Source organism: Actinomadura luteofluorescens, from assembly GCF_013409365.1.
Classification (GTDB): domain Bacteria; phylum Actinomycetota; class Actinomycetes; order Streptosporangiales; family Streptosporangiaceae; genus Spirillospora; species Spirillospora luteofluorescens.
Map to the genome: position 1 here is coordinate 7,359,270 of NZ_JACCBA010000001.1, position 13,671 is coordinate 7,372,940.

At 72.0% G+C, this 13,671-nt stretch carries 12 protein-coding genes; 11 read left to right on the forward strand and 1 reads right to left on the reverse strand.

Annotated elements, in window-relative coordinates; translation table 11 throughout:
• The first annotated feature begins 146 nt into the window (after positions 1–146).
• On the forward strand, positions 147–773 hold the full coding sequence (locus BJY14_RS34180) for a GntR family transcriptional regulator (protein WP_258939497.1): 627 nt from the start codon (positions 147–149) through the stop codon (positions 771–773).
• A gap of 6 nt (positions 774–779) precedes the next feature.
• Here the strand turns inward: BJY14_RS34180 and BJY14_RS34185 are convergent, their stop codons facing one another.
• On the reverse strand, positions 780–1,484 hold the full coding sequence (locus BJY14_RS34185) for a GntR family transcriptional regulator (protein ID WP_179847377.1): 705 nt from the start codon (positions 1,482–1,484) through the stop codon (positions 780–782).
• Between the two features lie 158 nt (positions 1,485–1,642).
• Between BJY14_RS34185 and BJY14_RS34190 the strand changes: the two genes are divergently transcribed.
• The 10 genes from BJY14_RS34190 to BJY14_RS34235 all read left to right on the forward strand — a co-directional run bounded on the left by BJY14_RS34190 (position 1,643) and on the right by BJY14_RS34235 (position 13,609).
• Positions 1,643–2,872: an NRAMP family divalent metal transporter gene (locus tag BJY14_RS34190; RefSeq protein ID WP_179847378.1), complete on the forward strand. Its 1,230-nt coding sequence runs from the start codon at positions 1,643–1,645 to the stop codon at positions 2,870–2,872.
• Between the two features lie 7 nt (positions 2,873–2,879).
• Positions 2,880–3,488, forward strand: a complete 609-nt coding sequence (locus BJY14_RS34195) for a 5-oxoprolinase subunit B family protein (protein WP_179847379.1) — start codon at positions 2,880–2,882, stop codon at positions 3,486–3,488.
• Between the two features lie 16 nt (positions 3,489–3,504).
• Entirely contained in the window at positions 3,505–4,392 is an 888-nt protein-coding gene (locus BJY14_RS34200; RefSeq protein ID WP_179847380.1) for a 5-oxoprolinase subunit C family protein, read from the forward strand.
• Positions 4,389–5,180 carry a putative hydro-lyase gene (locus BJY14_RS34205; RefSeq protein WP_179847381.1) on the forward strand — a complete coding sequence of 264 codons (792 nt, stop codon included), beginning with the start codon at positions 4,389–4,391 and terminating at the stop codon, positions 5,178–5,180. Before BJY14_RS34200 ends, BJY14_RS34205 begins: the two co-directional genes overlap by 4 nt.
• A gap of 20 nt (positions 5,181–5,200) precedes the next feature.
• The gene (locus BJY14_RS34210) at positions 5,201–6,559 is read left to right on the forward strand and encodes a protein kinase domain-containing protein (RefSeq protein ID WP_179847382.1); all 1,359 of its coding nucleotides are present in this window, start codon (positions 5,201–5,203) and stop codon (positions 6,557–6,559) included.
• 307 nt (positions 6,560–6,866) lie between these two features.
• Positions 6,867–8,153: an ABC transporter substrate-binding protein gene (locus BJY14_RS34215; protein ID WP_179847383.1), complete on the forward strand. Its 1,287-nt coding sequence runs from the start codon at positions 6,867–6,869 to the stop codon at positions 8,151–8,153.
• Positions 8,150–9,064 carry a carbohydrate ABC transporter permease gene (locus BJY14_RS34220; protein ID WP_179847384.1) on the forward strand — a complete coding sequence of 305 codons (915 nt, stop codon included), beginning with the start codon at positions 8,150–8,152 and terminating at the stop codon, positions 9,062–9,064. The genes BJY14_RS34215 and BJY14_RS34220 overlap by 4 nt, the downstream gene beginning before the upstream one ends.
• Positions 9,061–9,954 (forward strand): carbohydrate ABC transporter permease, encoded by an 894-nt coding sequence (locus BJY14_RS34225; RefSeq protein ID WP_179847385.1) that lies wholly within the window; start codon positions 9,061–9,063, stop codon positions 9,952–9,954. The genes BJY14_RS34220 and BJY14_RS34225 overlap by 4 nt, the downstream gene beginning before the upstream one ends.
• Positions 9,954–12,245: an alpha-xylosidase gene (yicI, locus tag BJY14_RS34230; RefSeq protein ID WP_179847386.1), complete on the forward strand. Its 2,292-nt coding sequence runs from the start codon at positions 9,954–9,956 to the stop codon at positions 12,243–12,245. Before BJY14_RS34225 ends, yicI begins: the two co-directional genes overlap by 1 nt.
• A complete protein-coding gene (locus BJY14_RS34235) occupies positions 12,245–13,609 on the forward strand; it encodes a GH1 family beta-glucosidase (RefSeq protein ID WP_179847387.1) in 1,365 nt (454 codons plus the stop codon). Before yicI ends, BJY14_RS34235 begins: the two co-directional genes overlap by 1 nt.
• Positions 13,610–13,671: the final 62 nt, after the last annotated feature.

The window sequence follows — 13,671 nt, forward strand, 5'->3', positions numbered from 1 at the left end:
CGACCCTTCCTCTGTACGGGGCAGCGCCGTAGGATCGCCACGACACTCCCGATCATCATTGATCTATGATCGATCATATTGTATCTCGTACGAACCGCCCACCCGTCAAGAGGCACTTACCGGCCGTGGCGCTACGATCCAGTTTCGTGAAGACCTCCGACCAGCTGCTCCGCACCGGGCTCGCCGACCAGATCCGCGAGTTCATCGTGGAGGGCATCAGCTCGGGCCGGTGGGAGCCGGGGGAGCGCCTCGTCGAGCGCCGCATCGCCACCGAGCTGGGCGTGAGCCAGGGGCCCGTCCGGGAGGCGCTGCGCCAGCTGGAGGCGCAGCGGCTGATCGAGACGCTGCCCAACCGGGGCGCCCGGGTCCGCGACTTCACCGAGCAGGACCTGGCCGAGATCTTCCCCGTCCGCGCCGGGCTGGAGCGGACGGCCGTGGAGCTGGCGCTGCCCCGGCTCGCCGGCCGCCTGGACGCGCTGGAGGAGCACAACCGCCGCCTCGGCGAGGCCGCGCGGGAGGGCGACCTGCACGAGCAGATGCGGCTCAGCATCGACTTCCACCGCGAGATCGTCGAGTCGGCCGGCAACCGGCTGCTCGTCTCGGTGTGGGAGGGGCTCGGCATCGAGCTGTGGACGACCCTGTCCCTGCGCCTGCACCACACGGAGATCTACTCCAAGTCGGCCGAGCACGCCGAGCTGATCGAGGCGTTCCGCCGCGCCGACCCGGCCGCGCCGCAGCTCCTGCACGACCACGTCATGAACTACGCCCCCTGACCCGCCCTAGCGGGCCTCGTCGCGGTAGGCCCCGGTGAGCTGGGACTCCGCGTCGTCGAGGTAGGAGCGCAGCTCCCGCTCGGCCGCCGCGAGGTCGCCGGCCGCCATCAGGTCGTGGATCCGCCGGTTGCGGGCCAGGTAGGGCTCGTGGAACTCGCGCGGCGAGCCCATCTCGTGGAAGACCAGGCGCATCTCGGCCAGCAGGTGCCGGATCATCTCGTCCACCCGCGGGCTCCCCACCAGCGCGGCGATGGCCTGGTGGAAGCGGATGTCGGCGGTGCCGACGTCCGGCCAGCGCCCGGCGGCGGCGGCGCGCTCGCCGTCCAGGACCGCGGCCTCCACCCGGCCGAGCGACCCGGCGGGGGCCTCCCGCGCGCACCGCACGCCCTCGCACTCCAGGATCCGCCGGACCCGGTAGAGGTCGGCGAGGCCGTCGGCGGTGACCCGGCGCACGAACACGCCCCGGTTGAACTCGTGGACGAGCAGCCGCTCCTGCGCGAGCAGCCGGAACGCCTCGCGCACGGTGTTGCGCGAGACCTTGAGGGCCTCGCCCAGCTCCTCCTCGCGGACGCGCTCGCCGGGGGCGAGCCGCCCGTCGGTGATCTGCTCGCGCAGCAGGCCGGCGATCCGCGCGGCGGTGCTGGTGCGGTCGAGGTCGTGCCGGGCGGCCGCGATGTCGGTCAGCCACGAGCCCTGCGCCGGCACGGGCATCAGCCACCTTCCGGGGGTAGGCGCGGGGAGCGCGCGCGGAGGTCTGGGGCGGCCAGCCTATCCCCGGTGACGGAATACTGCATCAACAGGTCTCTTGATGGATTGTTGAACAATCTCTACCCTTGCGGAAAGTCGAACCCCCCTGGAAGGGCCCCGCCATGACGGACCCAGCGACCCTCGACACCCCCACGGAACCGGCCACCCGCTCGCGTCGCGCCGCGCTCACCGGCGCCATGTTCCTGATGGCCACCAGCGCCATCGGACCCGGCTTCATCACCCAGACCACGGTGTTCACCGCCAAGCTCGGCGCCGCGTTCGCGTTCGCGATCCTGGTGTCGGTGCTGGTGGACGTCGCGATCCAGCTGAACGTGTGGCGCGTCGTCGGAGTCTCGGGGATGCGCGCCCAGGAACTCGGCAACCGCGTCCTGCCCGGCGCCGGGTACGGCCTCGCCGCGCTCGACGTGTTCGGCGGCCTGGTGTTCAACATCGGCAACGTCGCCGGCACCGCGCTCGGGCTGAACGCCCTGCTCGGCCTGGACGTCAAGATCGGCGGCGCGGTCTCCGCGCTGGCCGCCATCGCGATCTTCCTGGTCCGGCGGGCCGGCGTCGCGATGGACCGGATCGTCGTCGTGCTCGGCGCCGTGATGATCCTGCTGACCCTCTACGTCGCGTTCACGTCCGAGCCGCCCCTCGGCGACGCGCTCCGCCAGAGCGTCGCGCCGGAGACCGTCGACTTCCTGGTCATCACCACGCTCATCGGCGGGACGGTTGGCGGCTACATCACCTACGCGGGCGCGCACCGCATGATCGAGTCCGGGGTGACCGGACCGGACAACGTCAAGGAGATCAACCGCAGCGCCGTCACCGGGATCCTCGTCACCGGCCTGATGCGCGTGCTGCTGTTCCTCGCCGTGCTCGGCGTCGTCGCCGGCGGGGTGACCCTCGCCAAGGAGAACGCCCCCGCCTCGGCCTTCGAGAACGCGGCGGGCGAGGCCGGGCTGCGCGTCTTCGGCCTGATCATGTGGTCGGCGGCGATCACCTCGGTCATCGGCGCGTCCTACACCTCCGTGTCGTTCCTGGTGTCCTTCTCGTCCTTCGTGGAGCGGCACCGCAACCGGCTGGTCGTCGCGTTCATCCTCGTCTCGGCCGCCATCTACCTCGCGATCGGGACCGCCCCGGCGAAGCTGCTCGTCCTCGCGGGCGCGCTGAACGGGCTGATCCTGCCGTTCGGGCTGGCCGTGCTGCTGTGGGCGGCCGCCCGCCGCCGCGACCTGCTCGGCGGCCACCGGTACCCGGTCTGGCTCCTGGCCATCGGCGTGGCGGCCTGGCTGCTGTCGCTCTACCTGGGCTGGAACAGCCTGTCCGGGCTCGACGACCTGTGGAAGTGAGGGCGGGGTGCGGATCCTGCCGAACGGCGACGCGGCGCTGCTGGTCGAACTGCCGGACCTGCCGGAGATGCTCGGCCTGTACGCGGCGCTCGCGGCGTCCCCGCCGCCCGGCGTCGCCGACCTCGTCCCGGCGGCCCGCACCCTGACCCTGCTGCTCGCCCCGTCCGCCGACCCGTCCGCGGTCGCCGCCGCGGTGCGCGCCACCCGGCCGGGCACGGCGGACGGCGGCGCCGGCGAGGCGGAGATCCCCGTCGTCTACGACGGCGACGACCTCGCCGAGGTCGCCCGCCTCACCGGGCTCGCCCCGGACGAGGTCGTCGCCGCGCACACCGGGACCCCGTGGCGGGTCGCGTTCACCGGGTTCGCGCCCGGATTCGGCTACCTGGAGGGCGGCGACCCGCGGCTGGACGTCCCGCGCCGCGCGACGCCCCGCGTCCGCGTCCCGGCGGGCGCGGTCGGCCTCGCCGGGCGCTTCAGCGGCGTCTACCCGGTCGAGTCCCCGGGCGGCTGGCAGCTCATCGGGCGTACGGAGGCCGTCCTGTGGGACCTGCAGCGCGACCCGCCCGCCCTGCTCCGCCCGGGGACGCGGGTCCGCTTCGTCCGGAGGGAACCGTGAAGCTCCGGAGGGAACTTTGAAGCGCGCTCTGGACGTTCTCCGCACAGGACCCCTGGCGACAGTCCAGGACCTGGGCCGCTCGGGTCACGCGGCGCTCGGCGTGGGGGTGTCGGGCGCCGCGGACCCGGGCTCGTTCCGCCTCGCCAACCGGCTGCTCGGCAACCCCGAGGGGGACGCCGCGGTCGAGGTCACCTTCGGCGGCCTGCACGTGCGCTGCCGCGGCGGCGTGTTCGCCGCGGTGACCGGTGCGCCCGCCCCGCTCCTGGTGGACGGCAGTCCCGAGGCCCCCTACTCGGTCTTCCACATCCCGGACGGCGCCGAACTGCGGATGGGCGCCCCGCCCTCAGGCCTGCGCAGCTACCTGGCCGTGCGCGGCGGCGTCGCCGTCCCGCCCGTGCTCGGGTCGCGCTCCACCGACATGCTCTCCGGGCTCGGCCCCGCCCGGCTCAAGCCCGGCGACCTCCTGCCCGTCGGCCCGCCGCCCGCCGCCGCGCCGCTCCTGGACGCCGCGCCCGTCGCACCGCCGAGCGGCGGCGACATCGCGCTGCGCGCCGTGCCCGGTCCGCGCCACGACTGGTTCGCCCCCGGCGCGCTGGACGCCCTCTTCTCCGCCGCCTACACGGTGACCAGCGAGATCGACCGGGTCGGCATGCGCCTGGACGGGCCGGGACTGGAGCACGCCGGGCGCGGCGAGCTGCCCAGCGAGGGGACGGTCACCGGGGCGCTGCAGGTCCCGCCGTCCGGGCGGCCGGTGCTGTTCCTCGCCGACCACCCGCTCACCGGCGGCTACCCCGTGATCGCGGTGGTCGCCTCCGCCGACATCGGACGCGCCGCCCAGGCCCGGCCCGGGCAGCGGCTCCGGTTCCGGCCGCACCCCGTACCGAACCTCCGGGAGGAAACATGACCGCACCCCTCGACCCGGGCGCGCTCACGCCGGACCAGGCGAGGGCCCTGTTCCGGGCCGGCCTGCGCGTCCCCACGTCCGGCTGGTGCGCCGGCTGGACGCAGGCGAACCTCATCGCCGTGCCGCGCGAGTACGCCTTCGACCTGCTGCTGTTCGCGCAGCGCAACCCCAAGCCGTGCCCCGTCCTGGACGTGACCGAGCCCGGCGAGGCCTCCTCCCCGCTGTTCGCCGGGGACCTGCGCACCGACCTGCCCGGCTACGTCGTCTACGAGCACGGGGAGCCGGTCGCCGAGGTGAGCGACGTGACCGGTCACTGGCGCGAGGACCTCGTCTCGTTCCTCATCGGATGCAGCTTCACGTTCGAGGACGCCCTCCGCGAGGCCGGCGTCCCCGTCCGGCACATCGAGCAGAACCGCAACGTCCCGATGTACCGGACGAACCGGATGTGCCGCCGCGCCGGCGAGTTCGGCGGCCCGCTCGTCGTCTCGATGCGCCCCGTCCCGGCCGCGCAGGTGGCCGACGCCGTGCGCGTGACGTCCCGGTACCCCTCCGTCCACGGCGCGCCCGTGCACGTCGGCGACCCCGTCGAGCTCGGCATCGACGACCTGTCCGCGCCGGACTTCGGCGACCCGGTCGAGATCCGAGTCGACGAGATCCCGGTGTTCTGGGCCTGCGGCGTGACCCCGCAGGCGGCCGTGATGGCCTCCCGCCCCAAGCTCGCCATCGGGCACGCCCCCGGCCACATGGCGATCACCGACGCCCGCGACAGCCGCTACCTCGTTCCCTGAGCCCGGCATATTCTTCGTTCATGCCCGAGATCATCGCCCCGGGCGAACGCCTCGGGGGGCGCTACCGCATCGAGCGGCCTCTCGGCGCCGGCGGCATGGCGACCGTCTGGCGCGCGGTCGACACCGTCCTCGACCGCGCCGTCGCGGTCAAGGTCCCGAAGGACGGCGGACCCGAGGAGTTCTCGCGGCGCCTGCGCCAGGAGGCGCAGGCCGCCGCGGCCCTGACCCACCCGGGCATCACCGGCGTGTACGACTACGGCGAGCACCGGGTCGGCCGGAACGAGGCGCCGCGGCGCGAGTCGCGCCGCATCCCGTACGTGGTCATGGAGCTGCTGGACGGCGAGAGCCTGGCCGTGCGCCTGTCGCGCGGCCCGCTGCCCTGGCGGGAGGCGGCCGGGATCTGCGCACGGGTCGCCGACGCCCTGGCCGCGGCCCACGACGCCGGCATCGTGCACCGCGACATCAAGCCCGGGAACGTCTACCTCACCCCGGCCGAGGTGAAGGTCCTCGACTTCGGCATCGCGTTCACCGGGACGGCGGGCGGGCCGGTGATGGGCACGCCCGCCTACATGGCGCCCGAACTGGTGAGCGGGACGTCCCCGACCCCGGCGGCCGACGTCTACTCCCTGGGCGTCGTCCTGCACGAATGCCTGACCGGCGCGCCGCCCACGCCCTCGTCCTCCTTCCGGAAGGGCACCCCGGACGAGGTCGCCGCACTCTGCCGCGACTGCCTCTCCCCGGACCCAGGCGCGCGCCCCACCGCCGCCGAAGCGGCCCGACTCCTGGCCGGCGCCTCCGGCGTCCAGCTCCACGCGCCGGGCGCCGCCGCGCCCGCCGGCCTTCCGCCGCAGGACCGGCCGCGGAACCCGACCCGCGTCCTCGACGACCCTGGACCGGCCCGCCGAGGGCCCGGGCGGCCGCTGCTGATCGCCGGGGTCGCGGCCGGGGCCCTGACCGCGCTGGCCGCGCTGCTGGCCGCCCTCGCGCCCGGGTCCTCCGACCAGGCCGGCGCGAGACCCCCGGCGACGTCCCCGACGGCGGGCCGGACGACGGCCGCGCCGTCCGCGTGCTCGGTGTCGTACCGCGTCGACGGGACGTGGCCGCGGGGCTTCCAGGCGACCGTCCGCATCACCAACCTCGGCGACGGCGCGATCGACGGCTGGACGCTGGGCTTCGCGTTCCCGGACGGGCAGGCGATCACCCAGCTGTGGAACGGCAGCCGCGCGCAGGACGGCGCGTCCGTCACGGTGACGGCGGCGGAGTGGAACCGGTCGATCCCGGCGCACGGGACGGCCGAGTTCGGGTTCCTCGGGAGCCAGGACGGCGCCAACGGCGCGCCCTCGCGGTTCACGCTGAACGGCGCGGAGTGCTGGCCCTGAACTGCATTTCTCTCCTCCTTCGGGCCCGGAGGGCCCTCCATCGTCGACAAACGCGGCGATCGCTGGCATCGCTCCGGCTCGCCTTGGCGGCTCGCTGCGCGATCAGGTTCTCGCTTCGCTTGAACCTGCCTTCGGACGCGATCGCAGCCAGGGCCGTGGGAGCGCTCCCAGTATGTCGCCGCAGGTCAGTGGGCTTGTAGCTGAATTGATGCAGGTTGTCCTATTGTGTCGCGGCTGATCGAGGGCTTAGCATCCCGGCAATCGAAGCGCTTCGACAGGCGCTCGGTCCCACCCCGGAGGAAGACCCATGATCAAGGCAGGCAGGAGCGCGGCGGTGCTCGCCGCCCTTGCCGCGGCGGCGCTGTCGCTCACGGCGTGCGGCGGCGACGACGGCGGCGGCTCCGGTGGCAAGGAGCTCAAGCTCTGGCACTACGAGGCCCCCGACAGCGCCATGGGCAAGGCGTGGGACGAGGCGATCAAGGAGTTCGAGGCCACCCACCCCGGCGTCAAGGTGAAGTTCGAGGAGAAGGGCTTCGAGCAGATCCAGAAGACGGCGCCCATGGTCCTGAACTCCAAGGACGCGCCCGACGTCATGGAGTACAACAAGGGCAACGCGACCGCCGGCCTGCTCTCGAGGCAGGGCCTGCTCACCGATCTCACCCCCGAGGTCACCAAGCGGGGCTGGGACAAGCTGATCAGCCCGAACGTCCAGGTCACCGCCAAGTACGACGCCAAGGGCACGATGGGCGGCGACACATGGTACGGCGTCCCTGACTATGCGGAGTACCTGCAGGTCTACTACAACAAGGACCTGTTCAAGAAGAACGGCGTCGAGATCCCGACGACGTTCGCCGAGCTGACCGCCGCGATGGACGCGTTCGTCGCCAAGGGCGTCACGCCGCTGACCAACGCGGGCGCCGAGTACATGGCGCACCAGTTCGTCTACCAGCTCGCCCTCGACAAGGCCGACCGCTCCTGGGTGGACGCCTACCAGCGCTACACCGCCAAGACGAACTTCAACGACGCCGCCTGGACCTACGGCGCGACCACCTTCGCCGACTGGGTGAAGAAGGGCTACATCGCCAAGAGCTCCGTCAGCCTCAAGGCGGAGGACGCGGGCGTCGCCTTCATGAGCGGCAAGTTCCCCATGATGTTCTCCGGGAGCTGGTGGTTCGGACGGGTCGCCGCGGAGGCGAAGTTCGACTGGGAGACGGCCGTCTGGCCCGGCGCCAAGATGACGCTCGGCTCGGGCGGGAACCTCTGGGTCGTCCCCAAGGGGTCGAAGAACAAGCAGCTCGCCTACGACTTCATCGACATCACGATGAAGAAGAAGGCGCAGACCACCCTCGGCAACGCGGGCGGCGTGCCGGTCGCGGCGGACCCGTCCGCCATCACCGACGCCAAGGCCAAGAAGCTCATCGCCGACTTCGACGGGCTGTCCCGCTCCGACGGGCTCGCCTACTACCCGGACTGGCCCGTCGCAGGCTTCTACGACGCCTGGGTGGCGCAGACGCAGAAGCTCATGAACGGCACGGCGCCGGCCGAGGTCCTCGGCGGCATCCAGAAGACCTACGACGGCGGCCTGCCGAAGTGACGACGCCAGGCCGCGGCCGGTCGCGGGAGCAGTGGGGCTACCTGCCCTATCTGCTCCCCGGCCTGCTCCTGTTCACCGCCGTCATCGGGGTCCCGTTCCTGATGAACATCGGCACGAGCTTCACCGAGTGGACCGGCGTCGGCACCCCGGAGTGGATCGGGCTCGGCAACTACCGCGAGCTCGTGAAGGACGGGGAGTTCTGGGCCTCGTTCCGGCACAACGTCCTGATCATCGTCGGGATGGCGATCGTCCCGACGCTGATCGGCCTGGTGCTGGCCGCGGCGCTGACCGACCTGGTCGACCGGCATTTCGGGCCGCGCACCGCGAGCGTCCTGCGCGCCTGCGTCTACCTGCCGCAGGTGCTGCCGGTCGTCATCGCGGGCGTGGTGTGGAGCTGGCTGCTGGCCCCGGAGAACGGCGCGGTCAACGCGCTCCTGGACGCCGTGGGCCTCGGCTCCCTCGCGCACGACTGGCTCGGCGACCCGGCCACCGCCCTGTGGAGCGTCGTCGGCGTCATGGTCTGGATGCAGATCGGCTTCCCGCTGGTGATCTTCATGTCGGGCCTGCAGCGGGTCGACCCGTCGCTGTACGAGGCGGCGGAGATCGACGGCGCCTCATGGTGGCGCCGGTTCCGGCACATCACGATCCCGCAGATCCGGCCGGAGATCTTCGTCGTGCTGCTGTGGACCACGATCGCGGCGCTGAAGGCCTTCCCGCAGATCTTCGTGCTGACCAAGGGCGGCCCGGGCGGGGCGACGAACGTGCCGTCCTACTACTCCTGGGTCAGCTTCTTCGAGAAGTCCGACGTCGGCTACGGCTCGGCGATCGCGACCGTGCTGACGCTGGTCATCGTCGCGCTGACCGTCGTCTTCCTGCGCCTGCAGGGACGTGACCTGGGAGAGGGCCGATGACCGCGACGCTCACGAGGAAGGCGGGGGCGCCGCCGCGCGACCGGCGGGGCGCTTCCCGCCGGGCCCGCCGCCGCGGCCCGTCGGCCTACGCGGTGCTGGTGGCGCTGGTCGCGCTCGCCGGCGTGATGCTGATCCCGTTCGTCGTGGTGGTCTTCAACGCGCTGAAGACGCCGCAGGAGTACTCCTCGAGCGGCCCGCTGTCGCCGCCGGACGGGTTCCACCTGGACGGCGTCCGCCAGTTCTGGGAGCGCGTCGACTTCGGGCACGTCCTGCTGAACAGCGCGCTCATCAGCGGCTCCGTCGCCGTCCTCGCCGTGCTGCTGTCGGTGTTCAACGCCTACGCGCTCGGCATCGGCCGGATCAAGGGGCGGATGTGGGTGCTCGCCCTGCTCCTGCTGGCGAACACGCTGCCGCAGGAGGCGCTCGTCTACCCGCTGTACTACATGTCGAAGCAGATCGGCCTGTACGACACCAGGCTCAGCGTGATCATCGTGTTCACGGTCATCCAGAGCGCGTTCGGCACCTACCTGCTGTCGTCGGTGATGGCGGCGTTCCCGCGCCCGCTGCTGGAGGCGGCGCGGATCGACGGCGCCGGACGGTGGCAGGTGCTGTGGCGGGTCGTCGTCCCGGTCGTCCGGCCGACCCTGTCGGTCCTGCTCGTGTTCTTCTTCGTGTGGACCTGGAACGAGTTCCTGATCCCCATGGTCTTCCTCATCTCCAACGAGAACCAGACGGTCTCGGTCGCCCTCGGCGTCCTGCAGGGCCAGCGCCTCATGGACGCCACCATGTCCAGCGCGGCGTCGCTCCTCGGCCTGCTCCCGACCGTCGCGTTCTTCCTCATCTTCCAGCGCACTCTTTCGCGCGGACTGACGGCGGGGGCCATCAAATAATGAAGTTCAGTGACGGCTACTGGATGCTGCGCGAGGGTGTGCGGGCGTCGCATCCGGTGGAGGTCCTCGACGTGGACGCCGGACCCGGCGCGTTCACGGTGCACGCGCCGGTGCAGCGGATCCGGCACCGGGGCGACCTGCTCAAGGGGCCGGTGGTGACGGTGACCTGCGAGTCGCCGATGCCGGACGTCATCGGCGTCACCCTCACCCACTTCGCGGGGGAGAGGCGCCGCGGCCCCGACTTCGAGCTGGCCGCCGACCCGGCGGGGGAGGTGCGCGTGGACGAGGAGGCGGCGACGCTGACGTCCGGCGCCCTCTCGGTCAGGGTCGGGCGCACGGGGGAGTGGGGCGTCGACTTCCTCGCGGAAGGGCGCCGCCTGACGGGGAGCGCGCCCAAGGCGCAGGCTGTGATCGACACCGACGACGGCCGCCATTACGTGCGGGAGCAGCTCGACCTCGGCGTCGACCACTTCGTCTACGGGCTGGGCGAACGGTTCGGTCCGCTGGTGAAGAACGGCCAGGCCGTGGACGTGTGGAACGCCGACGGCGGAACGGCGAGCGAGCAGGCGTACAAGAACGTGCCGTTCTTCCTGACCAACGCGGGTTACGGCGTTTTCGTCGACCATCCCGGGCGGGTCTCGTTCGAGGTGGCGTCGGAGGCCGTCGCCCGGACGCAGTTCAGCGTCGAGGGCCAGTCGATGCGGTACTTCGTCATCTACGGGCCGTCGCCGAAGGAGATCCTCCGCAAGTACACGGCGCTCACGGGACGGCCCGCGCGGCTGCCCGACTGGTCGTTCGGGCTGTGGCTGTCCACCTCGTTCACGACCTCCTATGACGAGGAGACCGTCACCTCGTTCATCGAGGGGATGGCGTCGCGCGACCTGCCGCTCAGCGTCTTCCATTTCGACTGCTTCTGGATGCGCGAGTTCCAGTGGTGCGATTTCGAATGGGACCCGCGGGTGTTCCCCGACCCGGCTGGGATGCTGCGCCGGCTGCGGGACCGCGGCCTGCGGGTCTGCGTCTGGATCAACCCCTACATCGGGCAGCGCTCGCCGCTGTTCGAGGAGGGGCGCTCGCGCGGCTACCTGCTGAACCGGCCGGACGGGGACGTGTGGCAGTGGGACAAGTGGCAGCCCGGCCTGGCCGTCGTCGACTTCACCAACCCCGAAGCGCGGGAATGGTACGCGGGGAAGCTGGAGGCGCTGCTCGACATGGGCGTGGACTGCTTCAAGACCGACTTCGGCGAACGCATCCCCACCGACGTCGTCTACCACGACGGGTCCGACCCGGAACGGGCGCACAACTACTACACCTACCTCTACAACCAGACCGTTTTCGATCTGCTCCGCAAGAAGCGCGGTGAGGGCGAGGCGGTGGTCTTCGCCCGGTCCGCCACGACCGGCGGCCAGCGCTTTCCCGTGCACTGGGGCGGAGACGCCGAATCGACCTTCGAGGCGATGGGGGAGAGCCTGCGCGGCGGCCTTTCCTTGGGCATGTCCGGGTTCGGCTACTGGAGCCACGACATCGGCGGCTTTGAAGGGACGCCCGATCCGGCGCTGTTCAAGCGGTGGATCGCGTTCGGGCTGCTGTCCTCGCACAGCCGCCTGCACGGCAGCCATTCCTACCGGGTGCCGTGGCTGTTCGACGAGGAGTCGGTGGACGTCCTGCGGCACTTCACCCGCCTGAAGATGCGGCTGATGCCCTACCTGGCCGGCGCGGCCCGCCAGGCGTACGGGGAGGGACTGCCGATGATGCGCGCGATGGTCGTCGACTTCCCGGACGACCCCGCCTGCACGCACCTGGAACGCCAGTACATGCTGGGCGACGACCTGCTCGTCGCGCCGGTGTTCTCCTCCGATGGTGAGGTCGCCTACTACGTGCCGGAGGGTGTGTGGACGCACTACCTCACCGGCGAGCGGGTCGAGGGCGGCCGCTGGGTTCGTGAACGGCACGGGTTCGACGGCGTCCCGCTTCTGGTCCGTCCGGGTGCGGTCGTTCCGGAGGGCGCGGTGGACGACCGTCCCGACTACGACCATGCCGACGGCGTCACGTTGCGCGTGTACGAGCCCGCCGACGGGACCACCGTCGTCACCCAGGTCGGTGACACCACGTTCTCGACGGTGAGAAACGGTGAAACCCTGCGCGTGACAGGTGACGGAACCTGGAACGTCCTTCTCGTCAACGCGCGTGCGGCCGCGGTCGAGGGCGGAGAGCCGTCAGACCATCCGCACGGTGTCCTCGTCAAGGCGACCGGTGGCGAACTGGTCATCACCATCGAAGAGGAGAGCTGATGGGGTTCCCGGAAGGGTTCCTGTGGGGAGCGGCCACCGCCGCCTACCAGATCGAGGGCGCGGCCCAGGAGGACGGTCGCACGCCGTCCATCTGGGACACGTTCAGCCACACCCCGGGCAAGGTACTGAACGGCGACACCGGCGACGTCGCCACGGACCACTACCACCGGTGGGAGGAGGACCTCGCGACGATGGCCGAGCTCGGCATCGGCGCCTACCGGTTCTCCATCTCCTGGTCGCGGGTCCTGCCGGACGGGAAGCCCAGCCCCAAGGGCATGGACTTCTACTCCCGCCTGGTCGACGGGCTGCTCGACCACGGCATCGCCCCGGTCGCCACGCTCTACCACTGGGACCTGCCCCAGGCGCTGGAGGACGCGGGCGGCTGGCCGGACCGCGACACGCCCCGCCGGTTCGCCGACTACGCCGAGCGCGTCGGGCGCGTCCTCGGCGACCGCGTCTACACCTGGACGACGCTGAACGAGCCGTGGTGCTCGGCGTTCCTCGGCTACGCCTCCGGCGTGCACGCCCCAGGCCGCACCGACCCGGTCGCCGCGCTCACCGCCGCGCACCACCTGAACCTCGCGCACGGGCTGGCGGTCCGCGCGCTGCGCGGCGTGGCGTCGCCGTCCGCGCGGCACTCGGTCACGCTCAACCTGCACCACCTGCGCGGCGACGCGGAGGCGGTCCGGCGGGTGGACGCCGTCGCCAACCGCGTGTTCCTCGACCCGATGCTGGGCAACGGGTACCCCGCCGACCTGCTGGAGGACACGGCGTCCCTCACCGACTGGGGCTTCCTGCGCGACGGGGACGAGGACATCATCGCCGCGCCGCTCGACGTCCTGGGCGTCAACTACTACTCGCCCACGCTCGTGCGGGACTGGGACGGCGCCGGCCCCCGCGCGCACGCGGACGGCCACCGCAGGGGCGCGGCCAGTCCGTTCGTCGGCTGCGACGCCGTCGAGTTCGCCGAGCAGCCCGGCCCCCGCACCGAGATGGGCTGGCCGATCGACGCGAACGGCATGGAGGAGCTCCTCCTGCGGCTGCGCCGCGAGTACCCGGACACCCCGCTGATGGTCACCGAGAACGGCGCCGCGTTCGCCGACGCGGTGGACGGCGACGGCCGCGTCCGGGACGACCGGCGCATCGCCTACCTGCGCGACCACATCGCCGCGGTCGAGAGGGCGTGCCAGGCGGGAGCCGACGTCCGCGGCTACTTCGCCTGGTCGCTGCTGGACAACTTCGAGTGGGCCTACGGGTACTCCAAGCGCTTCGGCCTCGTCCACGTCGACTACGCCACCGGCGAGCGCACCTGGAAGGACAGCGCCCGCTGGTACCGCGACGCCATCGCCCGCGGCCCCTCGTGACGCCCGCGCGCGGGGTTACGATCATTCGCACTCTGAACGGCTTCGAGGACGACGGGACGGTC